Below are 26,706 nucleotides of genomic sequence, written 5' to 3'. Positions count from 1 at the left end.
GTAGGTGCGACCGGCACCGAAACCGCAATGTGCTCTAGTGTTGGTGGCGTTCCGCGCAACGCGTATGCCGCGTATGCCGCGTATGCAATGTCTAGGAGGCTTGTAGTTGCTGTCTTTGAACGTCCAGGTGCCCTCGTCCACCGGCAAAATGATGGCCGGAACCATCGACCGGCCCGACGCGCCCGCGCAAGCCTATGCAATCTTCGCGCACTGCTTCGCCGGCTCCCGTCACACTCCGGGCGCATCCCGCATCTCCAAACGGCTCACGGAGCACGGCATCGCCACCCTGCGCTTCGACTTCCCCGGCCTCGGCCAGTCTGAGGGCGAGTTCGCCGAGACCAGCTTCACGCAGAATGTCGACGACATCGTCGCAGCCGCGCTCTGGATGCAGGAGAACTTCACCGCCCCGCAGCTCATCATGGGCCACTCCCTCGGCGGTGCCGCGACACTGCAGGCAGCGACGCGGCCGGAGCTGAAGAAAATGATCAAGGCGGTGGCCACCGTCGGAGCGCCCTTTGACCCGGCGCACTCGGTGCTGCACTACGCGGACAAGATCGGCGAGGCAGATGCCAACGGGTCCGTGCCGGTTGTGCTCGGCGGGCGCGAGCTCGTCATCTCGCGCGAGTTCCTCGAGGACTTAGCCGACACCAACCCGGAGACGTATTTGCCGAAACTGCGCAAGCCGCTGCTGCTGCTCCACTCGCCTATCGATGTCACCGTGGGCATCGACAACGCACAGACCATCTTCCAGCTCACCCGCTACCCCAAGTCGCTCATGGCCTTGGATAAAGCGGATCACTTGCTCACCCGCTCCGGTAGCGCGCAGCGCGCCGCCGACATCATCGCTTCCTGGGCCCAGCAGTACATCGAGCCGGAGTTTGCGCCCGAGGCCACCGGCGACACCAACGCGATTTCATACACCGCCCGCGGCACGAAGTACGGCGATGTCGTGCGCACCTCCGACCGGGCCATCACCACCGACCGCGCCAAAAACGCCGGCGGCAAGGGTCAGGGTGTCACCTCGACAGGTCTCTACATGTCGGCCCTCGCCGTCAGCTGCTCGCAGGCCGTCAGGGAGGCAGCCAAGGGCATGAAGCTTGACGACGTCCGCGTGGAAGTCTCCCACCGCGGAGATGGCACTTTCACCCGCGAGATCACCTTGTACGGGGATCTGACGGATGCGGAAGCCGAGCAACTGCGTGCTGCCGGCGCTGCCTCGACAGTCGACGGCTACGTGGCCAAGGGCGACATTGACACCACCGTGCGCACCGCCACAGTGGCAGAGCGCCGCGCAGCGAACAAGGCCTCCGGCACGGCGCACATGAGCGCAGCGAAGCGACGCTGATGTGCCCCTGCGGATCGGGAATGCCGTTCGAACAGTGCTGCCAGCCCTACCACCAGGGCAAGCCGACACCTACCGCGGAAACGCTCATGCGCTCACGGTACAGCGCATTCGTTGTGGGTGACGCCAATTACCTCTTGCAAACGTGGGCGGAGGAGACGCGCCCGTTGGCGCTGGACCTCGACGAGAGTGGGGAACCATTCACGCGTCTCGTGATCGTCGATAAGCAGGGCGGCGGCCCCTTTGATCCTGAAGGTGTGGTGGAGTTCGAGGCCCACCACCCTGGAGGCGTGCAGCGCGAGCGCTCTCGTTTCGAGCGGCGCGCTGGGCGGTGGGTCTACGTCGACGGAACCCTCCGTTAGTCTGTGAAGCACTGTCCAGCGGATTTCAGTGCCCTGGTGACAGTGGTGTAATCTGTGCAAGTTGCCGCTTCAGCGGGAACGATCGGGCTGTGGCGCAGTTTGGTAGCGCACCACACTGGGGGTGTGGGGGTCGCAGGTTCAAATCCTGTCAGTCCGACCATTTTTTGGAGAGTTTCGGCCCTCTACTACGGCTTGAGGACGACCTTGATGCAGCCGTCCTGCTTCTTCTGGAACTTCTCGTACATGGCGGGGGCTACGTCGAGCGGCGCGGTGTGGGTTTTCAGGTCGAGTACGCCCAACGACGCGGTCGCCGGGTTTGAGGTTGGTGACAGCGCTGCCAACCTCTTCGACGATGCCCATCGGCTCGTGTCCTTTCATTCTCAAGGGTGCGCCCGAGTGTAGTCCCGACTGCAGTGGCCGCGCCGCTATCGCAGCCCGATGCCGAAGAACTTAAGCAGCCGGTGCGTTGCAAAGTCCTTCGGAATGCCGGAGCGATCGGTCTCACCACCAGGCCAGACATGGTGCCCGCCTTCGATGCGGTAGTGCTCGAGCCCGGCATCGCAGTCCACCCAGCGCTCTTCCACCACGGTGTCTAAAACCTTGGTTTCTTCCGGCTCAGCCGCGCACCGGTTGCGAGCGGCGGCGCCGTCTGTGCTCTCTTCAATCGAGTCATAGGAACTGCCGTGGCGGAATCCGCCGTTGTATTGGATGACTTCATCGTCGGTACCGTGGAAGTCGATTTGCTTCATCGGAATCGAAGAACAGCCTTCAAAGACCTTCTCGTACTGCGCCGCGGCCACGGTCGCCACCGCGGTAAAGTCCTGGGGTCGACGGCAACCGAGGAACGCCGCAAAACCACCGCCGTTGGAGAATCCGGCAGCAAATACCCTCGACTGGTCGATGTCGAATTCCCCGATGAGCTGAGTACGTACCGCGTCGACATACGCGAGATCCTGGTCCGCAGTGGTCTTCGCGTAGGGAGCCGGCGACCACGCCTTCTCCACGCCCTGCATGTAAACGACTATGGCGTCTGCCACGTCGAGGTTGGTGTGGCGCTGCATCGTCACCGCTTCTTCGCCCAAGCCGTGGAACGCGAAGATCACCGGCAACCCTTCGCGCTGACGCGCACCCGCCGGCAGAGACAAGACGTAATTGCGGTTAGTTCCCTCGACCTCCACGGTGCGACTGTGCATCATCGGGGGCGCCCACGGCTTGAGCAGGGTGGGTGCGTCCTCTCCGGCTTCCACCTCCCCCACCGCGGGCTCTGTGGGCAACGTTGTCAACGTGCCCGTGTCCGACCCCGGCTCGTCGCACGCGCTGACACAGAACGCTAGCAACGACGACACCATGGCAGCCGCGGCTGCGGGTCTAAACCGACTCATGCGATCCTGCCTACCAACACGACTGGCTAGCGTAACGCATCGCGTTCTCGGCTCAGCGGTAGATTGGCCTACCATGTCCGACCAACCCGCTGACCGTCCAGCCCCGCGCAATTTCAAGCCGAGTGCGAAGGACGCGCCGGGGTTTCGCGACGATGCCGCCCGCGCGTTCTCTGCGGGGGCGTTTGCCAGCGGATGCCGGGAGTACAACGACGTGCGCCCCTCCTACCCCTCCCAGGTCGCCGCGATGATCAGCAGCGCACAGCGCGTCCTCGACGTTGGTGCGGGCACCGGCAAGCTCACCGCAACCCTCGTTGCTCCGGGCCGCCAGGTGGTTGCGCTCGATCCTTCGGCAGACATGGCACGCGTCTGCAGCCAGCAGGTCCCCCAGGCACAGGTCATGCTTGGCACAGCCGAAGAGCTTCCGCTTATCGACGCCTCGTTTGACGCCTACACCTGCGCCCAAACGTGGCACTGGGTCGACGTAGCAAAAGCGAGCCGTGAAGCAGACCGCGTTCTCGCCCCGGGCGGAAAACTCCTGCTGTGCTGGAACACATTAGATGTGACGCATCCGTGGGTGCTGCGCCTGTCGCGCATCAGCCACTCCGGCGACGTGCACCGCGAAGGGTTCTACCCCGAAGTCGCCTCGCCCTGGCGGCTCGCCGACGAGTTGCGTATGAAGTGGATCCAGCCCGCGACCACTGATGACCTGTTCGCGCTCGCACGCACCCGCTCCTACTGGCTGCGCGCGAGCGAGGCCACCCGCGCGAAAGTCACTGCCAATCTGCGGTGGTACCTGTTCGAGCGGCTCGGTTTCGAATCGGGCCAGCTTCTCCCCTTGCCGTATCGCACCGACGCGTTCGTCTACGAACGCTGAAGCCCGAAGAAGTCGAAGATCTCTTCGGTCACGTCGATGTTGCGCGCCCAGGCACCCGTCGGCCACTCGTGCCCCATCTTCTCCACGCGGCGGTGCTCGGTGCGCGCAGCGTCGCCGTTGCGGCGCTCAAAGCCAGCGACCACATCCGAAGCCGACTGAATCACGTCGTCCTCCACACCGCTGTATGGCGAGCGCTGCTCGCCCTCGTACGGCACCACGTCGTCGTAAGTGCCGTGAATGTTCAGGTAGTCCACCGGGTTTGGAGCCTGCGCGATCTGCTCGGCGCTAGCCCGCACCGCCGCGGACACGGTGGCCACACCGGCGAAGCGATCTGAGTGCAGCGACAGCTCCACTGCCAATCCGCCACCGTTTGAGAATCCCACGGCATAGATCCGCGTGGTATCCACGTCGTGGGTGGTGATGAGGTCGTCCAAGATGCCGTCGATACGCTCCTTGTCCTCCTCGAAGCTGGTGCGAGCGTACGGTGCCGGCGCCCATGCCAAGCCGCTGCCTGTGGGGGCGGCGACGATGGCTCGAGCTCGGCCGAGCCCGGTGCCTTCGAGGAAGTCGTTGCCGTTGTCGCCTTTGCCGTGCAACGCGAGCAGGAGTGGTGCGGGGCCATTGAGGCCTTCCGGGATACTGACGTGGCAGCTCGGGTCCATGCGGGTGGTTTTCCTCTACTTCCGCTTCTTCGGGTTTCGCTCGCGCACGCGAACCGCGATGCGTATCGGGCTGCCGTGGTAGCCGAACTGCTCACGGAACTTGCGCTCCAGGTAGCGGCGGTAGCCGGCGTCGAGGAACCCGGTGGTGAACAAGATGATGGTCGGCGGGCGCGTGGTGGCCATCGTAGCGAAGAGCACCTTCGGCAGACGGTTGTTCTTCATCGGCGGCGGGTTCGCGGCGATCGCCTCGCGCAGCCAGTTGTTCAGCTGGCCAGTCGAGATGCGCTTGTCCCAGCTCTCCAATGCTTGGTCCATTGCCGGTTCAAGTCGGTGCAAGCCACGGCCGGTGTCAGCGGAAATGTTGAGCTTGGTCACCCAGTTCAGGTGGCCGATGTTTTGCTCGAATTCGCGGTCGAAGTCGTAGCGGCGATCTTCGTCCATGAGATCCCACTTGTTGAAGCAGATAACCATGGCCTTACCAGCGTCGAGCACCATCGAGATGACACGCTGGTCCTGCTCCGAGATCTCCTGGGAGGCGTCGATGACCACCACGCAAACCTCGGCAGCCTCGATCGTGCCGCGGGTGCGCAGCGAGGCGTAATACTCGTGGCCTTGCGCGTTCTTGACTTTCTTGCGCAGGCCTGCGGTGTCGATGAACTTCCAGATCTTCTCGTCCAGTTCGATGAGTTCGTCGACCGGGTCGACGGTCGTGCCGGCGACGTTGTCCACCACCGAGCGGTCCTTCTTGCTCAGCTTGTTCAGCAGACTGGACTTGCCGACGTTCGGCCGCCCGACGAGTGCGACGCGGCGCGGTCCCTCGGTGATGGAGTTCGCTGCGCGGGGAACCTCCGGGAAGAGACGCAGGATCTCATCAAGCACGTCGGCGCCACCGCGGCCGTGCAGCGCGGAGACCGGCCACGGGTCATCCAGGCCCAGGGAGTAGAACTCCGCGACATCGCCCCACTGGGACTCGGATTCGAACTTGTTGGCCACCAGGATCACGGGGACTTCGGAGCGTTGGAGGTTGCGCGCCATCACCGCGTCCGTCTCTGTGATGCCGGTGTGCGAATCCACCACCATGACGATTACGTCGGCGGTTTCCATTGCCACCTCGGACTGCCGAGCGATTGCGGCATGGATGCCCTTGGCGTCCGGATCCCAACCGCCGGTGTCTTGCACCCAGAAGCGTCGTCCGCCCCAGTCAGCCAGGTAGCTCACACGGTCGCGCGTGACACCCGGGTGGTCCTCCACCACAGCCTCGCGGCGGCCAAGGAAGCGGTTCACTAGCGACGACTTGCCCACGTTCGGGCGGCCGACAATCGCCACGGTCGGCAGCGCTTCCTCAACCACATCGGGGCGCAGGATGCCGTACTCGCGCTCGAGCGCCTCCCAGTCCTCGTCGGTGTACTCCTTATCGCCGTAGTCGGCCTCTGCGAAGTCCGCGTCGTCGAAATCGTCTTCGTCGAGGTAGTACTCGACGTCATCGAGCCCAGAAGCGTCGATACCCGGCTGGAAGAACTGCGTCTCTTCCGCTTCGTTCGGATCAAACTTGTTGCTCACTTCGCGCTCCTTTCGATCACCTGAATCAGGGAGGCCAGAACCTCGTCTCGCGTCATGTCGGAGGTGTCAATGATCTCGGCATCATCTGCGGGCCGCAGTGGGCTGGTCGCGCGCGACGAATCCAGCTCGTCGCGGCGCTGCACATCTGCAAGCACGGTGTCGAAATCGGCATCGCGGCCGGCTGCGATGTCTTGTTCGTAGCGGCGCTGCGCACGTACGTTGGCGGACGCAGTCATGAACGCCTTCGCGGGGGCGTCGACAAGCACGACCGTGCCGATGTCGCGACCTTCCACGATCGCGCGGTGCGCATCCATCGTGAGTTTGCGCTGTAGCGCAACGAGGTTTTCGCGCACCTCGGGGATAGCTGACACCGCAGAGACGTTGCGGGTGACTTCCGCGCCGCGGATCTCACCGGAGACATCCTCGCCGCCGAGCAGCACTTCCGTGGAATCAGGGTCGTCCGACACTGTCAGGGGCAACTCCGCCGTCGTCTCGATCACGGCCGGAGTGTCTCGCGGATCCACCCCAGCACGCAAGACCGCGAGGGTGGCCACGCGATACATCGCACCGGTGTCGATGTATTTTGCGTCAAGCTGCTTCGCCAGCGCGCGGCAGGTCGTGGATTTTCCGGTGCCACTGGGACCGTCCACAGCAAGGATCAACCCGCCGTCGGGCATATTTGCTAAGTGGTTGTAGGTAGCCATTTACATCTCCACCGCCTTGTACAGTGAGGCGAGCTCCGCCGAGTTCAGCGCCCGCATTGAGCCAGGTTTCATGTCTCCGAGCTGGACCGTGTGCACCTTGGTGCGCACGAGGCGCTGCACAGGGAAACCGGCGGCCTTGAGCATCCGTCGGACGATGTGCTTGCGTCCCTCGTGAAGCTCGACGCGCACCAATGACTGACCGTTGTGCACATCGACAATCTGCGCGAAGTCCGCCTTGGCCACCCCGTCGTCAAGCTCAATGCCCTGCTTGAGCTGCTTGACCAGCTCTGGCTTGGCTTCCCCGAGCACCGTGGCCAGGTAGGTCTTGGGCACCTCGTACTTTGGGTGCGTGAGGCGGTTGGCCAACTCGCCGTCGTTGGTGAGGATGAGTAGGCCCTCGGTGTCGGCGTCGAGGCGGCCGACGTGGAAGAGCCGCTGGCCAGAGGCTGTGCGCTCGGAGAGCACGTCGCCCACCGACGCGCGGTCAAACTCGTCGCTCATCGTGGTCTGCATGCCGCGCGGTTTGTTGAACGCGAAGTACTCCAGCTCTTCGTTCACGTTGATGCGCGCGCCGTCGACACGGATGACATCCACGTTCGGGTTGACGCGCACGCCCTGCTGGGTGACCTTTTCCCCGTTGACCGTCACGCGGCCCTGGTCGATCATGACCTCGGCGTGGCGGCGCGAAGCTACGCCCGCCTGCGCGAGCACCTTCTGCAAGCGCACGCCTTCAGCACCGCCCTTCGAGCGATTGTTCTCATCCGCATCCCACCAGTTGTCCGCCAACGGGTGGGGCTCTTCGTAGTCGGGGTTATCGCGGCGCTTTTCGGGCCGTACGTGCTGCTTTCTCGCTGGCTTCGCGTTGGAGATGTAGAACTTGTCGTCCTTTTCTCTGTCCGGTGTGCCGTCTCGGCGAGCGGGTGGAGTCATCGGAGTGCATCCTTTGCTTGAGGTTGTCTGTAGTTATTCAATCGTCTTGGGACGCGGCCAGTCTAGCAGCTTGAATGCGGTTACCAGGCATCCTCAATTGCGTCGACCTCAGGCAGCAGCGGCGCCAAATCTGGCAGCCGATCTAGCGAATCAATGCCCAGCAACTCTAAGAACAGCTCGGTGGTGACGTAGCGGTGCGCACCAGTCGCCTCATCCGGGTCGACCTCCGCGATCAGACCTCGCAGCGTCAGCGTCCGCATCACGCCGTCGACGTTTACACCACGCACCCCAGCCACCTGCGCGCGCGTCACCGGCTGGCGGTACGCAATCACCGCCAAAGTCTCCATCGCCGCTCGCGAAAGCTTTGTTTGCGCCCCATCAAGTACGAACGACTCCACTGCCTCCGCGTTCTCCGGCCGCGTGTACAGCCGCCACCCCTCCGCAGTCTCGCGCAGCTCGATGCCGCTTCCTCGCGCATCAAGCTCATTCGCCCATTCGAGCAATTGCTTATCGACGTCACTTGGCGACGCGCCCAGCACCTCCGCCAACTCTGCCACCATCACCGGCGTTTCAACCACGAGCAGGATTGACTCGATCCGCGATCGCAGCTGCGACACCATCGGCAGCGAATGGTCCGGCAAACTCATCCGACATCTCCTCTTCGCACGCTATTCCCAGTTCCCCGCAGCAACCACGGCCGGGTCGACCTCAACACCGGTCCACGCAATATCCAACGGACCCAGTGCTTCTTCCTGCCGCGTGTCAACAGCACGAGCTTTGTACAACTCCAGCAGCGCAAGGAAACGCCCGACCACTTCCATCGAGCGGGTGCAGTCACGGGTCAATGCGACAAACGACATCCACTCCTCCGGCCCCCGATGCCGCAGGGTGTCCAGGATGCGGCCGGCCTGCTCGGGGACAGACACTTGTACTTCGTGCAGGTGATCCACACGAACTTCCTCCGGCGGCTTCGGCCGAAACACACTGGCGGCCAGTTGCGCGAAGCTCGCAGGAGTGTGCCCCAGTTCCACTGGCGGCAGCAGATCGGCGAATCGCTCCTCCATCGCCACCGCCCGCGGGTAACGACGCTTCGCATCCAGCTGCCACTGCGCGAACTCGTCGGCTACCTGCTGGTAGGCCCGGTACTGAAGCAAGCGCGCAAAAAGGAGATCCCGCGATTCCAACAGCTCCAGATCTTCGATCTCGTCGGACTCACCGCGCGGTAGAAGGCGAGCTGCTTTCAAGTCCAACAGCGTTGCGGCGATGAGCAGAAACTCAGTCACCTCATCGAGCTCCGCGGTCTCTCCAAGCGCCCGGGTGTAGGCGATGAACTCGTCGGTGACCTCGGCCAGCGCCACCTCAGTGACATCCAGCTTCTTCGAGTTGATGAGGTTCAGGAGAAGGTCGAAGGGTCCCTCAAAATTGTTGAGCACCAGCGTGAAGCCGGTGATTTCCGGCTGCACCACGTTAGCGCTCGGTCCTCTCCATCACCTCGAGCGCGAGATTTCGGTACTGCTCGGCCCCCTGGGAGTTCGGTGCCCACGTCGTAATCGGCTCGCCCGCCACCGACGTTTCCGGGAACCGGACAGTACGGGTGATGACCGTGTCAAAGACGCGGTCACCGAAGACCTCAACGACCCGCTCCATCACCTCGCGTGCGTGGGTTGTACGCCGGTCAAACATGGTCACCAAAATGCCCACGATGTCGAGGTCGAAATTGATGCGGTCCCGAACCTTCTCCACGGTATCGGTGAGAAGCGCAAGGCCACGCAGCGAGTAATACTCGCCTTCCATCGGGATGATCACGCCGTGCGACGCGGCGAGCGCGTTGACCGTGAGCAACCCCAGTGATGGGCCGCAGTCGATGAAGATGAAGTCGTATTCGTTGCGCACCGGCCGCAGGGCGCGGGCCAGCGTCTGCTCGCGGCCGACCTCGTTGACCAGCTGAATCTCCGCGGCAGAGAGGTCGATGTTGGCGGGCACGAGGTCGAGGCCCGAGACCTTGGAATGCCGAATCGCTGCGTGCACGCTCGCAGTGTTGTCGAAGAGCAGGTCGTAGACGGTGAGCTGATCGTCGTCGTGTGCGGTGCCCAGGCCAGCGGACAACGCGCCCTGGGGGTCAAGATCGACGAGGAGCACTTTCCTACCCTGCTCAACCAGCGAGGCACCAAGGTTGATCGTGGAGGTGGTCTTTCCGACCCCGCCCTTTTGGTTCACCATAGAGATGATCGTCGCCGGACCGTGGCGGTCAAGCGGCTTCGGCGTGGCGAACTTCCGCTGCGGGCGCCCGGTGAGGAACGTCTTCTCCTCCTCCGCATCGAACAGCGCGTCGCCACCAGTCGTGTCAGTCGAGCTAGCCATGTCCGCCATCGCCAGTCCTTTCTCACGGTGTTTCACGGTGTTTTTCGCGTTGTCTTCTCGCGGTTCATTCGCGCCGACGCAGAATCATGCCGACGTCCTTGACGTTCCTCATCTTACAACGGTGGCATTTCGGCAGGGGCGAACCTACTGGGTGCGCCGCCGGCGTGTTTCCGCAGGAAATTCTAAGCGACGCTTTTTCCGGCCCCGCCTAATCAAGAGCATGCCAATAATGGCTGCAACGCATCCCGCAGAGATCAAGACGACGGGCCAGCCGGTGAATGAGTCAGGGTTATTCCCTTGACCTTCAGAAGCGGCCGCGGAGTATGGGCCGGATTCGCCGGCCATTGCTTGCGCGACGGGCGCGTTGGTCGCCGTGAGGACAGCGATGAATTCAGCGCGCGCATCGTCGCGCACCACTTCGATAATGAACGGGTTGTCCGGTGTTTCACCTTCTGGGTATGTCAACGTCAGGGTGCGCCCAGCAACGTCAATATCTCGGCTCACCCCTTCGATAACCTGCCCGTTGATGTCGAGGTACCGAACTTTCGCGTTGCTTTGATCTGTGTTGGCATACGGGAGCAGATCGCCGGCCCGGGAAAGCGGCACCTTCACCACGATCTGGTTCCCGTGAATCTCGGCATCGAATGAGAAACGCTTCGCTTGTGAGGTGTCCACTGGGGACGCAGCCGACCTGGGTTGCGTCGCTGCACCCTCAACGGCAGTTCCCGCCGACTCTTCCGGCCCTTCCGCAGATTCCGCGGGTTCCGCAGTTTTCGCGGGTTCGGGCGCGGCGGGAGCCGGCGACGGCACATCTCCCACCGCGACTAGCGTCACGGTCGCGGAGTAGCCTGCGGCACTCGCGGTGACTGGTGCTGTCGCGCCCGGCGTATCTGGGGCGGTGACAGTGATTACCGTCCCGCTTGATGACACCGCCCACCCATCCGCTTCGTAGCTCGCGCTCACCGGCACGCCCACATCGACGGTGGTCGTTTGCCCGGCAGGCACAGTGATTTCAGCAGGAAGCATTTGCTGGACGACGGCCGGGTCGAGCCCATTGGGCATCTGTGCCGCCGCCGGTGCCGGTACGAGACTCAGCACGCCTATGGCGGCTGCCGCGCAGGCCGATACAACGGTTGTATATCTCATAATTAAGCCAACTCTACAGACCGCGGTCACGCGCGCGGGTGCGCCCCTGCCCACACCTCGCGCAGACTTTCCGCAGTGATGTGCGTGTAGATCTGGGTGGTGGTCACCGAGGCGTGCCCAAGGAGTTCCTGGACGGTTCGCACATCGGCACCGCCCTCCAGCAAGTGAGTCGCAAACGAGTGCCGCAGGGTATGCGGCGAGATGTCCTTGTCCAACCCAGCGCGCTGTGCCGCTTGCTTGATGACGGTCCACGCGCTCTGGCGCGACAAAGCGGTTCCGCGGGCGTTAAGGAAGAGCGCGTGAGACTTGCCTGTCGCGAGCGACGGGCGGGCACGGATCAAGTACGCGTTCAGCGCCTCCTGCGCGTGGGAACCAATGGGTACTAGACGCTGCTTATTCCCCTTGCCGGTAACTGCCACTACCCCGTCACTGGCGGTGATGTCGTCGAGGGCGAGCGCGAGCACCTCCGACACGCGCGCACCGGTTGCGTATAGGGTCTCCAACAGCGCCTTATCGCGCAACCCGGTCGCGGTGTCTGTCGGGCAGGCATCGAGCAGGGCGGCGACCTCATCGATTGAAAGCGTGTCCGGAAGCTTTTCGCCGGCTGCTGGCGGAGACACGTCAGCCGAGACGTCGGCAAGCAAAAGCCCCTCTGCAACTCCGAACTTGTGCAAGCCACGCGCTACCACCAGCGCCCGGGCGGCGGACGAGGCGGCCAACGGCTTTGTAGTCTCGCTGCCGCGGCGCAGATCCGCCACATAGGACTCGAGGTGGTTGGCGGTCACCGTGGTCAGATCATTGATGCCGGCGGCCTCCAGCCATGCCACATAGCGGTTGAGGTCGCGGTCATAGTTGCTGATCGTATGGTCTGAAAGCCCACGTTCGACCACTAAGTGCACGTGCCACTTGTGGGCGAGCTGCGCAGGCGAAACGGTCGGCATGGAGGGGTTTAGATGCGCTTCATGTCGGGCAGGATGCCCGCTGCGGCACGACGCGTGGCCATGGATGTCGGCCGGATCTCGAACGGCTCGGCAACGTCGCGCAGCTCAGCGCGACCGGAGTGGACTTCACTGGCTGCGAGGATGCCGGTGATGGCGATGGAGTTCAAGAACTCTCCACGCATGACTGCTGCCCGGGCCTCTTCCAGAGAGAGCCAGGAGAAGCCCATATCCGCCTCCTCATCTTCAGCTTCGGGCTTCTCGACCTCGTTGAGACCGCGTGCGAGGTAGATTCGCACGGCCTCCTCAGCGAATCCGGGAGAGGTGACTACGTCAATGAGCACTCCCCAATCGGAAGCGGCAAGGCCGGCTTCCTCCTGGAGTTCGCGCTTTGCTGCAGTTAGCTCGTCTTCTTCGTGGAAATCAAGGATGCCTGCTGGCAGTTCACGGAGACGGCGACGCACGCTGGGGCGGTACTGCTCCACGAGCGCGACGCGATTGTCGGCGTCCAACGCAACCACAGCCACGGCACCGAAATGCTCGACCACCTCGCGATCTGCTGCGCCGCCGCCCGGCATGACCAACGTGTCTCGGCGGAGGGCAATCACCGGAGCGTCGACAAGCAGTTCTGACTGCGTGACCTCGAAATTATGGCTCATGCCCACTACCCTACTGCTGACCGGCTACCAGGTCACCGGCTGCTAAGACCGCACCAATGCGACCCGCGTCAGTGTCGACGTGGCCGACCGGATGGGCATGCTTTGCGTCTTGCTCGCCCCCAGGTGTGGCCAGCACTACGCGAGATTTCGACCCAAGCGCATCCGCAAAATCGTTGAGCAACTGGTGAGCGAAGTTCGCGCCGCTCTCGTTTGGCGCCAGCTCGCCGGTAACCACCAGCAGGACACCGGCGGGGACAATCCCGTCGGAGCGCTCAATGAATCCAGCTTCGGAAAGGGCATCAAGCACCAGTGCCCGGTCATCATCGGTGGCGTAAGCCTCGCCCGTGTCAGGGTTCACGGCGAGGGCGGCGGCCAGAGACTCGCCAGCGTGGGTGCCAGGCGAGCGATTATCTACGGAGAGCTGAGCTCCAGAGGGCAACGTGTTCACGATGATGTTGGACAACTCGTCCGCTGCGTCGCGCTGGAAGAATTTGTCTGTGAGGACTACCTCGCCGGCGTCTGTGGCACCCGCTGTCTCCTCGAATCCTCGCAGTGCCGCGATGTCTTCGTCGTGCGCGCCCGCGGTGCGGATAATCGTTACCGGAACGTCAACCAACTTTTCCGCGAGAATCGTCTCTGCTTCTGCGGCGAGCAGCGCGTTTGCCGCATCAGCTTGGCCCTCGGCACGGAATGCGTCTCCGCTGTCACCGCTGCCGGCACTGTCTGTGCTATTCGCGCCGATATCGCCGCCAGCGCTTTCCGGTCCGGTGCCAGCGCTGCTCGCCGACGCTTTAGCGGGACCCAGGGTGCCGTTCATCGCTGGAGCGATGAGCAGCATGCCGATTGCGACCCCGATCGCAGCTCCCCAACCGAGGCCCGCTGCGAGGAGTCCCGAAGTGCGAGTTCCATTCGACATGATGCGTTACCTCCTTGACGTCGCGTGCGTGTTACTGAATCCAGTCTTGAACGGCCACAGCGATCGCGTTCCAAGTGTTGATCAGGTTTTCGGTGAACTCCCCATCTCCACCGAGTCCAACGATCAGGACAACGGTGGCCGCCGCGACGAGCAAGCCCAGGATCGCCCACGCCCAGGCGACGCCTCCACCGCCGGTATTCGATGTGTACAGATTCTCAATCACGCTGGAGTCCACCAGCTTGCGGCCGGCCTTCAGGCGCGTGAGTAGCGCGGCTGGTTCCGAAGTCTCGGCTTGCGCAAAAATGCGGTCAAGCTCAACCGGCTGGCTTACCGTCACAATGGTCTCTGCATCGTGGAACACCGCGAGCAAAATCGCCAGATCCAGCGCAGAGTCAGTCGCGGCCGGGAAGGTCATAGCGCCGACACCAAGATCCTGAATGCGCTCAAGTCCAGGCGCGTAGCCGTCCGTCTCGGCCGGCAAAATCACCTTGGCGTCGCTGCGCAGGTTCTCAGCAGCAACCTCGGTCGGGTCGGCCACGATGAAGTCCGGGTCGTAGCCCATGTCCGCCAGCGTGTTCGCAGCCTGGCCCACACCGACGATCACCGGTGAAAACTCGCGAATAAAGTTCCGCAGACCCTGCAGCCGCTCGCGGGTGTCCGGCGTCGGGGCAACAATCAGCACCTTGCGGCCCGTCATGGCGTCGCCGACTTCGGGCGCGCCGATGCCGTCGATAAGCATTGGTGCTTCTGAGTGGATGAACTGGATGGTGTTACCGAAGTAGGCTTCCATGTTCTCCACGAGGCTGCGTTGAGAGTCGTCGAACGTCGCGTCGACCGCCTCGCGCGTGACCGGCGACGCGTGGCCGACAAGCTTCTTGCCCACCATGATCTCGCCGTCAGCGTCGACGCTGCCCTTCTTGCCGTCCCGGATTGCCGAACGCACCTCCGCGCCCGCCGCCTCGTACAACGGAATCCCGGCATCGAGCAGCAAGTGGGGACCGTAGTTCGGGATCGCGCCGGTGGAAAAGTGCGCGAGGTTCACCACCGCAGACGGGCGCGCTGCCACAAGCGATTCCGCGAGGCGACGGGTCATGTCCGGCGCATCCACGATCACGATGTCGTCGGCGCTCATCCGGCCCAAGCCCTTGCCCTGCGGGGTGCAGTCGCGTACGGTGCCCTGGATCGTCGGTGCTGCGGATCCGGTGCGAGAGGTAGAGACAGTCATACCCCGTATTGTGCACACTGACCTGCGCCTACCAGGGAGGCGCGCGGGAGAATCCTGTGATGTGTTTAGGCCCGAAGTTTGGCGACTTCCCGCTGCGCCTGCGCGAGCAGCTCGGCCGCGTGCGCGCGCCCAGTGTCCGAATCGTCCAGGCCCGCCATCATCCGCGCCAGCTCCTCCACCCGGTCGTCCTCACTCAAGCTGCCTACGCCGGAGGTCACGGCCTCGTCGCCGACGTGCTTGGACACGTGCAGATGCGTATCGGCGTACGCCGCCACCTGCGGCAGGTGTGTCACCACGATGACCTGGTTGTTTGTGGCCAACCGCGCAAGCCGGCGCCCGATCTCCACCGCCGCGCGCCCGCCCACACCAGCGTCAACCTCGTCGAACACCAGCGTCGCGCCGCTCGAAGAACCAGCCAGCACCACCTCCAACGCCAGCATCACACGCGACAACTCACCGCCCGAGGCACTCGTCGCCAACGGCTTCGGATCCTGCGCCGCGTTCGGTGCAAGCCGAAACTCCACCGAGTCTGCGCCGTCGCGCCCGTACGGCGCTCGCTCAACATGCACGTGCAGCCGCGCCTTCGGCATCGCCAGGCCCTGCAGCTCCGCCGTCACTTGTTCCCCGAGCCGCGCTGCCGCCGCCTCACGCGCCGCGCTCAGTTTCCCAGCCCGCGTCGCAAGCTCACTCTCAAGTTCGGTTACAAGCTTTTGCAGCTTATCGACGGCCTCTTCAGACGTATCGATTTTCCCCAACCGTTTCGCCGCCTTCGCGCGCCACGCGAGCACACCGGCAATATCTGGCGCGTACTTCCGGGTCAGGCCTTTGAGCTCCTGCTGGCGCTGCAAGAGACGCTCCAGCTCTCCGGGGTCGCTTGGAAGGTCCGCAATGTAGCTGCCCAGTTCTACGGAGACGTCGGCAAGCACACTGCTCACTTCGCGCAACCGGGTGCCGAGCTCCTTGAGCGCAGTGTCTGAGGCGCCGTCGAGCGCGCTCGCGGCTTGACCGACCAGGGTGGAGGCGGCGGCGTCCTCCCCACCGCCATATCCGCCAGCCGCCTCCGGCCCGTCGATGGCTGCCAGGGCTTCGGTAGCTGCTTCGCGCAGCGCGTCGACATCTTGGAGCCGGTTAATCGCCTCAACCAGCTCATCGTCTTCCGATTCTTGCGGCGCGATCGCGTCAATCTCGTCGATGGCAAAGCGCAGACGATCGACTTCTTGCGCGAGCTCGAGCTTTTTCTCGGTGCGCTCCTTGAGGTCCTTCGCCGCGGCCCGCCATGCGTTGTAAGTTTCGCGGTATGCGGCAAGCAGCGGCGCGATCCCCGGATCGACCCGATCGAGGGCGACAAGCTGCTTTTCGGGTGCCATCAGTCGAAGCTGATCGTTTTGCCCATGGATAGTGAGCAGATGCGAGGTGAACTCACTGAGCGTAGCCGCGGGCACCGTGCGGCCGCCGAGATGCGCCTTCGACCGACCGCTTGCCTTGACCGAACGAGACACCACGAACTCGCCGTTCTCATCCGCGGTCGAACCTGCCTCGTTGGCAATCGCCTCAACGGCGGTCTGGTCGCCCTCCGGAAGACCGTTAAGAGCAAACGCGCCCTCCACCACTGCTTCCTCGGAACCGGTTCGCACGCGCGACGCGTCCGCGCGCCCACCGGTGAGGAGCCGTAGCCCGGTCACCACCATGGTTTTACCGGCGCCGGTTTCGCCGGTAAGCACAGTCAGCCCCGGCGAAAGCTCCGCCGACGCAGCCGGGATGACTCCGAGGTTGCGAATTGAAATTTCTGCGAGCATCTACTTGTACCTAGGTCCGCGCCAACCCGAGACCGGCAGCTGGAACTTCCGCACCAGCCGGTCGGTGAACGGACGCTTGTCCAGGCGCACCCACTTCACCGGGCGATGGCCACGAATCACCTCGACTCGGGACCCCGGCGGCATCTCAATGCGGCGGAACCCGTCCATTACTGCAACAGCGCGCCCGGTAGTCGGTTCGGACTCCACCGCCACGGTCGAGCGTGGCGAGACAACCATAGGCTTGGCAAACAGCGCGTGCGCGTTGTTTGGCACCACCAGAATCGCGTCGAGCGCAGGCCACATCACCGGCCCCCCAGCGGAGAATGCATACGCGGTGGAACCCGTTGGTGTCGAAATCAGCACACCGTCGCACCCGAACGAGGACACCGGCCGGAAGTCGACCTCCAGAATTGCATCGAGCACCCTCGTGCGGTCAGTGTTTTCCACGCTGCATTCGTTCAGCGCCCAGCTGGTTTCAATTGGTTTGCCTTCGGCGTCGAGCACTTGGACGTCGATAGTCATCCTGTCCTCAACAAAATAAGTCCGGTCGATGACATGGGCAATCGCGGTTTCCAAGCTTTCGGCTTCACCCTCCGCAAGGAAGCCCACATGCCCCAGGTTGATACCGAGCACCGGCAGATCCTGCTCGCGGGCCACCGCAGCCGCCCGCAGGAACGTCCCGTCGCCGCCAAGCACCAGCACCAGCTCGCACCCTGCCGCTGCCTGCGAATCTGGTGCCACGCGCTCAAGCTGGTTCAGCACCGGATCCTTGTCAATCGGCTGCTCCGAGCCCGGCTCCCCTTGGTCCAGCAAGCGCACGCGGATGCCGGCATCTTCCAGCAAACTCGCTGCCTTTGAGGCGCTTGCAATGTTGTCCGGACGATAGAAATGCGGAACGAGCAGGATTTCGCGGTCCGTCATCGCGTCAGCCATCTACTGCGGTCCTTCCTTCACTGCAGCAGCAACCATCTCGGCCACCGCTTCCGGCGAAAGCGCGGTCACACCCGCATCTTTCACCAACCACAGGAAGTATTCTACGTTGCCGCTCGGCCCCGGAAGTGGCGAGGCCGTCACCGCCCTCAGACTCAGCCCCAGCGTTTGTGCGAACAACGCAACGTCGGCAGTCACCTCAGCTCGCAGGTCAGGAGAGCGCACCACACCCCCGCTGCCAAGTCGGTCCTTGCCAACCTCAAATTGCGGCTTCACCATCGGTAGCAGGTCGGCACCGTCCGCCAGGCACTCCACAATCGCGGGTAGGACCAGCTTCAGCGAGATGAACGAGAGGTCCCCCACCATCACATCGGCCGGCCCGCCCATCATCTCAGGGGTGAGGTTGCGAATATTCGTCCTGTCCAGCACCCGGACACGTTCGTCATTCTGCAGCCGCCACACAAGCTGGCCGTAGCCCACGTCGACCGCCACCACTTCACTCGCACCCCGCGACAGCAGTACGTCGGTAAACCCACCAGTTGAGGCTCCAGCATCAAGAGCTTTTCGCTTATCGACGCCTAACCCCATCCGCTCAAACACCTCAAGCGCTCCCAGGAGCTTGTGCGCTCCGCGTGACGCCCAATCGTCTTCCTCGGTGAGCGCGACCTTGATCGAGTCCTCTGCTTCAACCACGGTTGCCGGCTTCGTGGCGATGAAACCGGCAACCTCGACGCGGCCTTCCTTGATCCAGGTCTGCGCCTGTTCCCGAGAACGCGCGATCTTGCGCCGCACCAACTCTGCATCGAGGCGGCGTCGTCCTGGAGCCATGCTTGGCCCTCCAATCCTGTCGAGTGCTTGGGGGTTGCGACCTTAGTCATTCTGCAAGGCGTTGTGCAGCAGCGCATGTGTCTTAGAAAGTTGCTCTAACTCTGCGGCAAGGTCCTCTGTAGGTTCCGACAGGACTTCGCGTACTTGCTCTCTGAGATCCTCGACGGAGACGCGGGGAGCACGTGGATCGTGGGGCTTGGGTGCGGTCACGGTGGTCACCACCAGTTGGCCGTCGCTGCTTCAGCAGCCTCGGAGTTTGGGCGGACGAGTTCAGGAGGAGTCTCCATCAACCAAGCGACTTCGAGGACGGTGCGCAGCGCCTGCATACCGGTCGCGCCTTCCTTGCCGTGGCTCAGAATGATGTCATTGCCATCAACTCGGGCACTGAACCCGCCCTGCCGTCCCGGTCGTAGATCCTCAGCCTCAGCGTGCAACGAGCGGAGATCCTCTGCGACGTACGTAGGACGCAATTCTTTTGGCGCCTCCAGAAGAGCGATGGGCCCGGAGACTCCCGTGGCTACATGCAACACCGGGATGCCCGCAGCCACGGCTCCGGCGATGTCTGTATCCAGCCGGTCACCGACTGCAAGCGGGCGCGTGGCACCGACCGAGTTGGCTGCCTGCAGGAACATAGCTGGTTCTGGCTTCCCAGCAGCTTGTGGGACCACACCGGTCGCGGAGGTGACGGCCGCGACCATCGAGCCGTTACCCACCATCAGCCCGCGCTCTGAGGGCAGCGAAGTATCCAAGTTCGACGCAAGGTAAGTCGCACCGTTTCGGATCGCGAGTGCTGCTTCGGACAGCTGCCGCCAGCCCGTGTCTGGGTTGTGTCCTTGAAGAACGACCTTCGGCTCTTCATCCGCCGAATCCACAGCGTGGTAGCCTGCGGCAACCACGAGATCCCGGAAAGATTCCGCCCCCAAGACAAGGACACTATCGCCGGGATCGAGGTGGGATGCCGCCAACTGCAACGCCGCCTGAGCTGAGGTAAGCACGTCGGCAGACTCTGCACGAAGCCCAATCTCGCGAAGCATCACCGCAACTTGCTCTGCGCTCCGCGAAGCGTTGTTGGTGATGTAGAGAGCAGGTGCCGAAACAGCGTTGATTGCCTCAACGGCATGGGGCAGCGCGTTCCCGCCTTCCCACACCGTCCCATCGAGGTCAAGGAAGATCGCGTCATGGTTATCAACCAAAGCCATGATCTTGACCCTAGCTTAGTTCAGCAACGCGCTCGTCGGCATCGGTTAGCCCTTCTTCATCGATGCGGGCAACGTGCTCGAACCACGTTTTCGCCTCTGATTTCCGATCGAGCGCCAGGAGCGCCTCCGCGTACGCATACGAAAGACGGGCTTGCGTTTCACCCTCAGAATCAAGCGAAGGTCGGAAACGTTCCAGTGTTGCTAGTGCCGACTCGTGCTGACCGAGATCATGGCGGGCGCCCGCAAGCACGATGGCAAGCTCAATTCGATCCTCAACTCCCAGTTCGGAAGCCTCAGGGGATCGGCCGAGTTCCAACGCCTTCTCCGGGCGTCCGAGACCACGCTCGGCATCCGCCATCACTGCAAGCAATCCGGGGCCACCGGACATACGCCGCGCTGCTCTCAGCTCGGAAAGCGCTTCCTTCCACTCACCGGCGTGGTACGCAACCACTCCGTTTGTCTCGCGGACGACGCCCACGCGCCCAGCACGATTCTTGGCGGCCCTTGCGTGTCGCAGCGCGAGCTGAGGCTCATCCTCAAGCAGCTCCGCCGCCATCAGCATGTGCTTTGCCACGCGATCCGCATTGTCCTTCGACAGAACACGCAAGTCCTGGATTACCGATGGATCGAGCTCGCTGATATCAAGGCCTTCAGGGAGATCAGGTTCGGATAGCCGCTGCGCCATGCGGTCTTCCCGATAGCCCTGTCTGACGGGGTTAGAGCGGTTGTGCCGAACCCGGTCGTCGCGACCTCGGTTCTTGCCACTCCGATTCGGCCGGCGGTTCTCACGCCCACCGCCACCCTGGCCCTCGCGATTGCGACGCTGTCCTTCACCCCGCTGGGGTCGGCCACCTCCGTTATCCGACTGGCCCGCGGGACGGCTATCCGGTTCCGACATTGAGAGACCTTTCCGTAGATTTCAACTCATTATAGAAGTGCAGGCGACATCTACTGTGAAGAGGGCGCGCAAGGAGTCAGCTCCCCACGGGCAGCCTCGGCGTTAGAAATGCCTGCGACCGGTCGCTCGCCGTGGTGTTGGCGGGTGACCGGTCGCAGGTGGTTGTTGTGAAGTTGTTGGGTCGGCGGTAACCTACTCTCCCACACCCTCCCGGGTGCAGTACCATCGGCGCGGGCGGGCTTAGCTTCCGGGTTCGGAATGGGTCCGGGCGTTTCCCCGCCGCTATCAACTACCGACACATTTGTGGTTGTTGGCCCCACACTGTTGTGTCCCCTTGGTTGGGGTCCCCCCTGTTGGTTGGGGTGGTGTGGTGTGTCAGATACCGGAGAATGGACGCGGTGCGGTGCAGGTTTGTTCTGCTGGTTTGTGTTGGTGTTTTGGTTTTGGTGTATTAGTACCGGTCGCCTGACCACATTACTGTGGGTACAGTTCCGGCCTATCAACCCCATCGTCTTTGGGGAACCTATGAAACCTCATCTTAAAACAGGCTTCCCGCTTAGATGCTTTCAGCGGTTATCCTTTCCGTACGTAGCTAACCAGCGCTGCTCCTGGCGGAACAACTGGCACACCAGAGGTACGTCCGTCCCGGTCCTCTCGTACTAGGGACAGCCTTTTTCAAGTTTCAACGCGCGCGGCGGATAGAGACCGAACTGTCTCACGACGTTCTGAACCCAGCTCGCGTGCCGCTTTAATGGGCGAACAGCCCAACCCTTGGGACCTACTCCAGCCCCAGGATGCGACGAGCCGACATCGAGGTGCCAAACCATCCCGTCGATATGGACTCTTGGGGAAGATCAGCCTGTTATCCCCGGGGTACCTTTTATCCGTTGAGCGACACCACATCCACAAGTAGGTGCCGGATCACTAGTCCCGACTTTCGTCCCTGCTCGACTGGTAAGTCTCGCAGTCAAGCTCCCTTGTGCACTTACACTCTTGCACCTGATTGCCAACCAGGCTGAGGGAACCTTTGGGCGCCTCCGTTACATTTTGGGAGGCAACCGCCCCAGTTAAACTACCCACCAGGCACTGTCCCCAACCCAGATCATGGGCCAAGGTTCAGGTATCCACTACGGTCAGAGTGGTATTTCAACAACGACTCCACGGGCCACTGGCGTGGCTACTTCACAGTCTCCCACCTATCCTACACAAACCGCACCGAACACCAATACCAAGCTGTAGTGAAGGTCCCGGGGTCTTTTCGTCCTGCCGCGCGTAACGAGCATCTTTACTCGTAGTGCAATTTCACCGGGCCTGTGGTTGAGACAGCAGGGGAGTCGTTACGCCATTCGTGCAGGTCGGAACTTACCCGACAAGGAATTTCGCTACCTTAGGATGGTTATAGTTACCACCGCCGTTTACTGGGGCTTAAATTCTCCGCTTCGGTGAAACTCACCTAACAGGTCCTCTTAACCTTCCAGCACCGGGCAGGCGTCAGTCCGTATACATCAACTTCATCGTCTTCGCACGGACCTGTGTTTTTGATAAACAGTCGCTCCCCTCTCTTCTCTGCGACCACCACCAGCTTGAAACCGCATGTGTTTCGCACCAGGTGTGGTCCCCCTTCTCCCGAAGTTACGGGGGCATTTTGCCGAGTTCCTTAACCACAGTTCACCCGCTCGCCTGAGTATGCTCTACCTGACAACCTGTGTCGGTTTCGGGTACGGGCCGTCTATCCACATCGCTAGAGGCTTTTCTCGGCAGCACAGGATCACCAACATCACCCCTTTTGGGCTACGCATCACGCCTCACACCTTCTGACGGCCGCATTTGACAAGCCGTCGTGCTGCACGCTTGCACCACAATCCAAATACGTGGCTTGGCTACCACTCTGCGTCACCCCATCACTGACCTACCACGGATCAGGCCCCACGCATCACCACACCACAGGCACCCACAAGGATGCTGTCAGTACGGCTCTGGGTGGTTAGTCTCACCGCTTCGATACTGGGCGCGGATACACGGGTACGGGAATATCAACCCGTTGACCATCGACTACGCCTGTCGGCCTCGCCTTAGGACCCGACTCACCCTGGGAAGACGAACTTGACCCAGGAACCCTTCGTCATTCGGCGGGCAAGATTCTCACTTGCCATTCGTTACTCATGCCTGCATTCTCACTCGCACACAGTCCACTGCCCCTTCCAGTACAGCTTCACCCCATGCACGACGCTCCCCTACCCAACGCAAAAACGTTGCCGCGGCTTCGGCGGTGTACTTGAGCCCCACTAAATTGTCGGCGCGAAACCACTCGACCAGTGAGCTATTACGCACTCTTTCAAGGATGGCTGCTTCTAAGCCAACCTCCTGGCTGTCTTCGCGATCCCACATCCTTTTCCACTTAGTACACCCTTAGGGGCCTTAACCGGCGATCTGGGCTGTTTCCCTCTCGACTATGAAGCTTATCCCCCACAGTCTCACTGCCGTGCTAGGTTTCACCGGCATTCGGAGTTTGGCTGACATTGCTAAGATGATAGTCCCGCTCAACCAACCAGTAGCTCTACCTCCGGCAAACACACACAACGCTGCACCTAAATGCATTTCGGGGAGAACCAGCTATCACGGAGTTTGATTGGCCTTTCACCCCTACCCACAACTCATCCCCTCAGTTTTCAACCTAAGTGGGTTCGCGCCTCCACAACCTCTTACAGCTGCTTCACACTGGCCATGGGTAGATCACCCCGCTTCGGGTCTAGGACATGCCACTAAAAGGCACCCATTTCGGATTCGCTTTCGCTACGACTCCCCAACCAACTGGTTAATCTCGCGACATGCCGCTAACTCGCAGGCTCATTCTTCAAAAGGCACGCCATCACACACAAGAGGTGCTCTGACGGATTGTCAGCGCACGGTTTCAGGAACTCTTTCACTCCCCTCCCGGGGTACTTTTCACCATTCCCTCACGGTACTTCATCCGCTATCGGTCACACTGAGTATTTAGGCTTACCGGGTGGTCCCGGTAGATTCACAGCAGATTCCACGAGCCCGCTGCTACTCGGGGCAAAATGACCACACCACGCATGTGCGCCTTCACGTACAGGACTCATCACCTACTCCGGTGTGCCATCCCAGACACTTCCGCTAACACACAACACATGATGCGACAGTTGACAGCCTGCCACGGTCATACCCCACAACCCCACGCATGCAACCCCTGCCAGGTCTCACACACACATGGTTTAGCCTCATCCGCTATCGCTCGCCACTACACACGGAATCACACTTGTTTTCTTCTCCTACGGGTACTGAGATGTTTCACTTCCCCGCGTCAACCCCCACACAGGCTATGCATTCACCTGCAGGTAACCGCCCACAACGACGGCTGGGTTTCCCCATTCGGACATCCTCGGATCAACGCTTAGTTGGCAACTCCCCGAGGCATAACGCAGCCTCACACGTCCTTCATCGGCCCAGCATGCCAAGGCATCCACCGTACGCCCTTAAAACAAAACACACTAAACAACACCCACACACACCCCACCACCACAACAAAAGGTGACAGCAGAATATGCGCGGGCAACACACAAAAAAGAAAGAAAAAAACACTACCCAACCAACCCCAACCCCACACAAGGAGCCAGGCAATTGATTGGTTCATGCTCGCGTCCACTCTCCAGTTCTCACACACCACACCCACACACCCCACACACAACCACCGGCTGCGTCCAGGACTATGCGGGCCACAAGAACACCACACCATGCACACACAGTGCACACAAACGGTGTGTTGTTCCAGACACCCAACAGCATGCCAACGCGTATGTTTATGAACCCCCGTTGATACATCGGTGCACTCGTGACATCTCCAACGCGGGCGACGTTTCTGAAGCCACCCGCCGGTATGTGACCACCCGGATATTTTGCAAATGTATTCGGTGGCAGGCGCACCCACGGCAACCTCAACCACCACACCCTGCAACTGCAGGGTTTGTTTAAAGTACTGCTCCTTAGAAAGGAGGTGATCCAGCCGCACCTTCCGGTACGGCTACCTTGTTACGACTTCGTCCCAATCGCCGATCCCACCTTCGACAGCTCCTTTTGACAGGCCACTGGCTTCGGGTGTTACCAACTTTCATGACGTGACGGGCGGTGTGTACAAGGCCCGGGAACGTATTCACCGCAGCGTTGCTGATCTGCGATTACTAGCGACTCCGACTTCATGGGGTCGAGTTGCAGACCCCAATCCGAACTACGACCGGCTTTAGAGCGATTCGCTCACCCTCACAGGCTCGCAAGCGCGTTGTACCGACCATTGTAGCATGTGTGAAGCCCTGGACATAAGGGGCATGATGATTTGACGTCATCCCCACCTTCCTCCGAGTTAACCCCGGCAGTCTCTCATGAGTCCCCACCACAACATGCTGGCAACATAAGACAAGGGTTGCGCTCGTTGCGGGACTTAACCCAACATCTCACGACACGAGCTGACGACAACCATGCACCACCTGTACACCAACCACAAGGGAAACCACATCTCTGCGGCGATCTGGTGTATGTCAAGCCCAGGTAAGGTTCTTCGCGTTGCATCGAATTAATCCACATGCTCCGCCGCTTGTGCGGGCCCCCGTCAATTCCTTTGAGTTTTAGCCTTGCGGCCGTACTCCCCAGGCGGGGCGCTTAATGCGTTAGCTACGGCACGAACCCCGTGGAAGGGACTCACACCTAGCGCCCACCGTTTACGGCATGGACTACCAGGGTATCTAATCCTGTTCGCTCCCCATGCTTTCGCTCCTCAGCGTCAGTTACTGCCCAGAGACCTGCCTTCGCCATCGGTGTTCCTCCTGATATCTGCGCATTTCACCGCTACACCAGGAATTCCAGTCTCCCCTACAGCACTCAAGTTATGCCCGTATCGTATGCAACCCCGAAGTTAAGCCCCGGTATTCCACAAACGACGCGACAAACCACCTACGAGCTCTTTACGCCCAGTAATTCCGGACAACGCTCGCACCCTACGTATTACCGCGGCTGCTGGCACGTAGTTAGCCGGTGCTTCTTCTCCAAATACCGTCAAAATTCGTCTTTGGCGAAAGGAGTTTACAACCCGAAGGCCGTCATCCCCCACGCGGCGTCGCTGCATCAGGCTTGCGCCCATTGTGCAATATTCCCCACTGCTGCCTCCCGTAGGAGTCTGGGCCGTATCTCAGTCCCAATGTGGCCGTACACCCTCTCAGGCCGGCTACCCGTCGACGCCTTGGTAGGCCATTACCCCACCAACAAGCTGATAGGCCGCGAGCTCATCCCACACCGAAAAAACTTTCCACCACGATCACCACACCGTGGTCCTATCCGGTATTAGACCCAGTTTCCCAGGCTTATCCCAAAGTGCAGGGCAGATCACCCACGTGTTACTCACCCGTTCGCCACTCGAGTACCAAAGCAAGCTTCGGCCTTTCCGTTCGACTTGCATGTGTTAAGCACGCCGCCAGCGTTCATCCTGAGCCAGGATCAAACTCTCCACAAAAACACCAAACAATAACTGCCCAGTGCGTGTTTCAGAAGAAACAGGCCGTGAAAAGCCCAATACCCAACCAAAACAAACCACCCAACACAAAACCGTGCTGGACTGGCTATCCAAAAATTACCTTCGTGTCTGCTTGTTGTATCCGACGAGGAAAAACCAACAAACAACACAGTTTTAAAAAAACTACTCGTGAAACCATCACACGCATGATGCTGTGTAGCTTTTCACCAGCACACCACAAGCCCCAATCATTGGTTCAAGGCCATGATGACCGGCACACACCAACCACCCCACACAAACAGCTAGGGGCAGCAAGCACCAACCACAAACACACCACACAACGCAAAAGTTCACAAACAAAAAATGCATTGGCACACTATCGAGTTCTCAAACAACACACGCACACCCCGCCGACTAGATCATTCGATCTGCCTGCGAAAGCGGCTTATACAACATTACTTATGGAATCCATT

At 61.5% G+C, this 26,706-nt stretch carries 21 protein-coding genes, 1 tRNA gene, 3 rRNA genes and 2 pseudogenes; 4 read left to right on the top strand and 23 right to left on the bottom strand.

Features of this window, described 5'->3' with window-relative positions:
- The first annotated feature begins 106 nt into the window (after window positions 1–106).
- The 3 genes from CGLAU_RS06155 (at window position 107) to CGLAU_RS06145 (ending at window position 1,864) form a co-directional block, all read left to right on the top strand.
- Window positions 107–1,345 (top strand): bifunctional alpha/beta hydrolase/OsmC family protein, encoded by a 1,239-nt coding sequence (locus CGLAU_RS06155; protein WP_198304841.1) that lies wholly within the window; start codon window positions 107–109, stop codon window positions 1,343–1,345.
- Window positions 1,345–1,704, top strand: coding sequence for a YchJ family protein (locus CGLAU_RS06150; RefSeq protein WP_095659924.1), 360 nt, complete (start codon window positions 1,345–1,347; stop codon window positions 1,702–1,704). Before CGLAU_RS06155 ends, CGLAU_RS06150 begins: the two co-directional genes overlap by 1 nt.
- Window positions 1,705–1,787: 83 nt before the next feature.
- Window positions 1,788–1,864, top strand: a tRNA-Pro gene (locus CGLAU_RS06145).
- 25 nt (window positions 1,865–1,889) lie between these two features.
- Here the strand turns inward: CGLAU_RS06145 and CGLAU_RS12265 are convergent.
- From CGLAU_RS12265 to CGLAU_RS06135, 3 genes and pseudogenes are all read right to left on the bottom strand, one after another.
- Window positions 1,890–2,003, bottom strand: a pseudogene (locus CGLAU_RS12265) (glutathione-dependent formaldehyde dehydrogenase); the annotation flags it as partial.
- Window positions 2,002–2,076 (bottom strand): annotated as a pseudogene (locus CGLAU_RS12615) (alcohol dehydrogenase catalytic domain-containing protein); the annotation flags it as partial. The pseudogenes CGLAU_RS12265 and CGLAU_RS12615, both read right to left, overlap by 2 nt.
- Window positions 2,077–2,129: 53 nt before the next feature.
- A complete protein-coding gene (locus CGLAU_RS06135; protein WP_157731282.1) occupies window positions 2,130–3,086 on the bottom strand; it encodes a CE1 family esterase in 957 nt (318 codons plus the stop codon).
- Between the two features lie 73 nt (window positions 3,087–3,159).
- Between CGLAU_RS06135 and CGLAU_RS06130 the strand changes: the two genes are divergently transcribed.
- Window positions 3,160–3,960: a class I SAM-dependent methyltransferase gene (locus tag CGLAU_RS06130; RefSeq protein ID WP_095659921.1), complete on the top strand. Its 801-nt coding sequence runs from the start codon at window positions 3,160–3,162 to the stop codon at window positions 3,958–3,960.
- Here the strand turns inward: CGLAU_RS06130 and CGLAU_RS06125 are convergent.
- The 20 genes from CGLAU_RS06125 to CGLAU_RS06025 all read right to left on the bottom strand — a co-directional run bounded on the left by CGLAU_RS06125 (window position 3,948) and on the right by CGLAU_RS06025 (window position 26,233).
- Entirely contained in the window at window positions 3,948–4,622 is a 675-nt protein-coding gene (locus tag CGLAU_RS06125) for a CE1 family esterase (RefSeq protein WP_095659920.1), read from the bottom strand. The two genes, CGLAU_RS06130 and CGLAU_RS06125, sit on opposite strands and share 13 nt — an antisense overlap.
- 15 nt (window positions 4,623–4,637) lie before the next feature.
- A complete protein-coding gene (gene der, locus CGLAU_RS06120) occupies window positions 4,638–6,125 on the bottom strand; it encodes a ribosome biogenesis GTPase Der (RefSeq protein WP_232507252.1) in 1,488 nt (495 codons plus the stop codon).
- Window positions 6,126–6,178: 53 nt separating this feature from the next.
- Entirely contained in the window at window positions 6,179–6,886 is a 708-nt protein-coding gene (gene cmk / locus CGLAU_RS06115; RefSeq protein ID WP_095659918.1) for a (d)CMP kinase, read from the bottom strand.
- The gene (locus CGLAU_RS06110; protein WP_095659917.1) at window positions 6,887–7,816 is read right to left on the bottom strand and encodes a pseudouridine synthase; all 930 of its coding nucleotides are present in this window, start codon (window positions 7,814–7,816) and stop codon (window positions 6,887–6,889) included.
- A gap of 80 nt (window positions 7,817–7,896) precedes the next feature.
- Entirely contained in the window at window positions 7,897–8,463 is a 567-nt protein-coding gene (gene scpB / locus CGLAU_RS06105) for an SMC-Scp complex subunit ScpB (RefSeq protein WP_232507227.1), read from the bottom strand.
- 21 nt (window positions 8,464–8,484) lie between these two features.
- Window positions 8,485–9,282 (bottom strand): segregation and condensation protein A, encoded by a 798-nt coding sequence (locus CGLAU_RS06100; protein ID WP_095659916.1) that lies wholly within the window; start codon window positions 9,280–9,282, stop codon window positions 8,485–8,487.
- Between the two features lies 1 nt (window position 9,283).
- Window positions 9,284–10,177 (bottom strand): ParA family protein, encoded by an 894-nt coding sequence (locus CGLAU_RS06095; protein ID WP_095661078.1) that lies wholly within the window; start codon window positions 10,175–10,177, stop codon window positions 9,284–9,286.
- 144 nt (window positions 10,178–10,321) lie between these two features.
- Window positions 10,322–11,323: a hypothetical protein gene (locus CGLAU_RS06090; protein WP_198305047.1), complete on the bottom strand. Its 1,002-nt coding sequence runs from the start codon at window positions 11,321–11,323 to the stop codon at window positions 10,322–10,324.
- 26 nt (window positions 11,324–11,349) lie between these two features.
- Window positions 11,350–12,264 carry a site-specific tyrosine recombinase XerD gene (xerD, locus tag CGLAU_RS06085; protein WP_095659915.1) on the bottom strand — a complete coding sequence of 305 codons (915 nt, stop codon included), beginning with the start codon at window positions 12,262–12,264 and terminating at the stop codon, window positions 11,350–11,352.
- A gap of 8 nt (window positions 12,265–12,272) precedes the next feature.
- A complete protein-coding gene (locus CGLAU_RS06080; RefSeq protein ID WP_095661077.1) occupies window positions 12,273–12,920 on the bottom strand; it encodes an NUDIX domain-containing protein in 648 nt (215 codons plus the stop codon).
- A gap of 10 nt (window positions 12,921–12,930) precedes the next feature.
- Window positions 12,931–13,836 carry a copper transporter gene (locus tag CGLAU_RS06075; RefSeq protein ID WP_095659914.1) on the bottom strand — a complete coding sequence of 302 codons (906 nt, stop codon included), beginning with the start codon at window positions 13,834–13,836 and terminating at the stop codon, window positions 12,931–12,933.
- 31 nt (window positions 13,837–13,867) lie between these two features.
- Entirely contained in the window at window positions 13,868–15,061 is a 1,194-nt protein-coding gene (gene steA / locus CGLAU_RS06070; RefSeq protein WP_095659913.1) for a putative cytokinetic ring protein SteA, read from the bottom strand.
- A 65-nt stretch (window positions 15,062–15,126) separates the two neighbouring features.
- Entirely contained in the window at window positions 15,127–16,857 is a 1,731-nt protein-coding gene (gene recN, locus CGLAU_RS06065) for a DNA repair protein RecN (protein WP_095659912.1), read from the bottom strand.
- Window positions 16,858–17,790 (bottom strand): NAD kinase, encoded by a 933-nt coding sequence (locus tag CGLAU_RS06060; protein ID WP_232507226.1) that lies wholly within the window; start codon window positions 17,788–17,790, stop codon window positions 16,858–16,860.
- Window positions 17,791–18,615, bottom strand: coding sequence for a TlyA family RNA methyltransferase (locus tag CGLAU_RS06055; protein ID WP_095659911.1), 825 nt, complete (start codon window positions 18,613–18,615; stop codon window positions 17,791–17,793).
- Between the two features lie 215 nt (window positions 18,616–18,830).
- A complete protein-coding gene (locus tag CGLAU_RS06045; protein WP_095659909.1) occupies window positions 18,831–19,814 on the bottom strand; it encodes an HAD-IIA family hydrolase in 984 nt (327 codons plus the stop codon).
- A gap of 10 nt (window positions 19,815–19,824) precedes the next feature.
- Complete coding sequence (locus CGLAU_RS06040; RefSeq protein ID WP_232507225.1) at window positions 19,825–20,499, bottom strand: hypothetical protein; 675 nt, start codon at window positions 20,497–20,499, stop codon at window positions 19,825–19,827.
- 392 nt (window positions 20,500–20,891) lie between these two features.
- Window positions 20,892–21,009 (bottom strand): 5S ribosomal RNA (gene rrf / locus CGLAU_RS06035).
- A gap of 133 nt (window positions 21,010–21,142) precedes the next feature.
- Window positions 21,143–24,223: ribosomal RNA gene (locus tag CGLAU_RS06030) — 23S ribosomal RNA — on the bottom strand.
- 497 nt (window positions 24,224–24,720) lie between these two features.
- Window positions 24,721–26,233: ribosomal RNA gene (locus CGLAU_RS06025) — 16S ribosomal RNA — on the bottom strand.
- The 16S, 23S and 5S rRNA genes sit together here, the layout of an rRNA operon.
- Window positions 26,234–26,706 lie beyond the last annotated feature (473 nt).

It is taken from the genome of Corynebacterium glaucum, from assembly GCF_002287505.1.
Lineage (GTDB): Bacteria > Actinomycetota > Actinomycetes > Mycobacteriales > Mycobacteriaceae > Corynebacterium > Corynebacterium glaucum.
The sequence above is the reverse complement of the archived record's forward strand: the minus strand, read 5'-3'. Positions and strand labels throughout refer to the sequence as shown.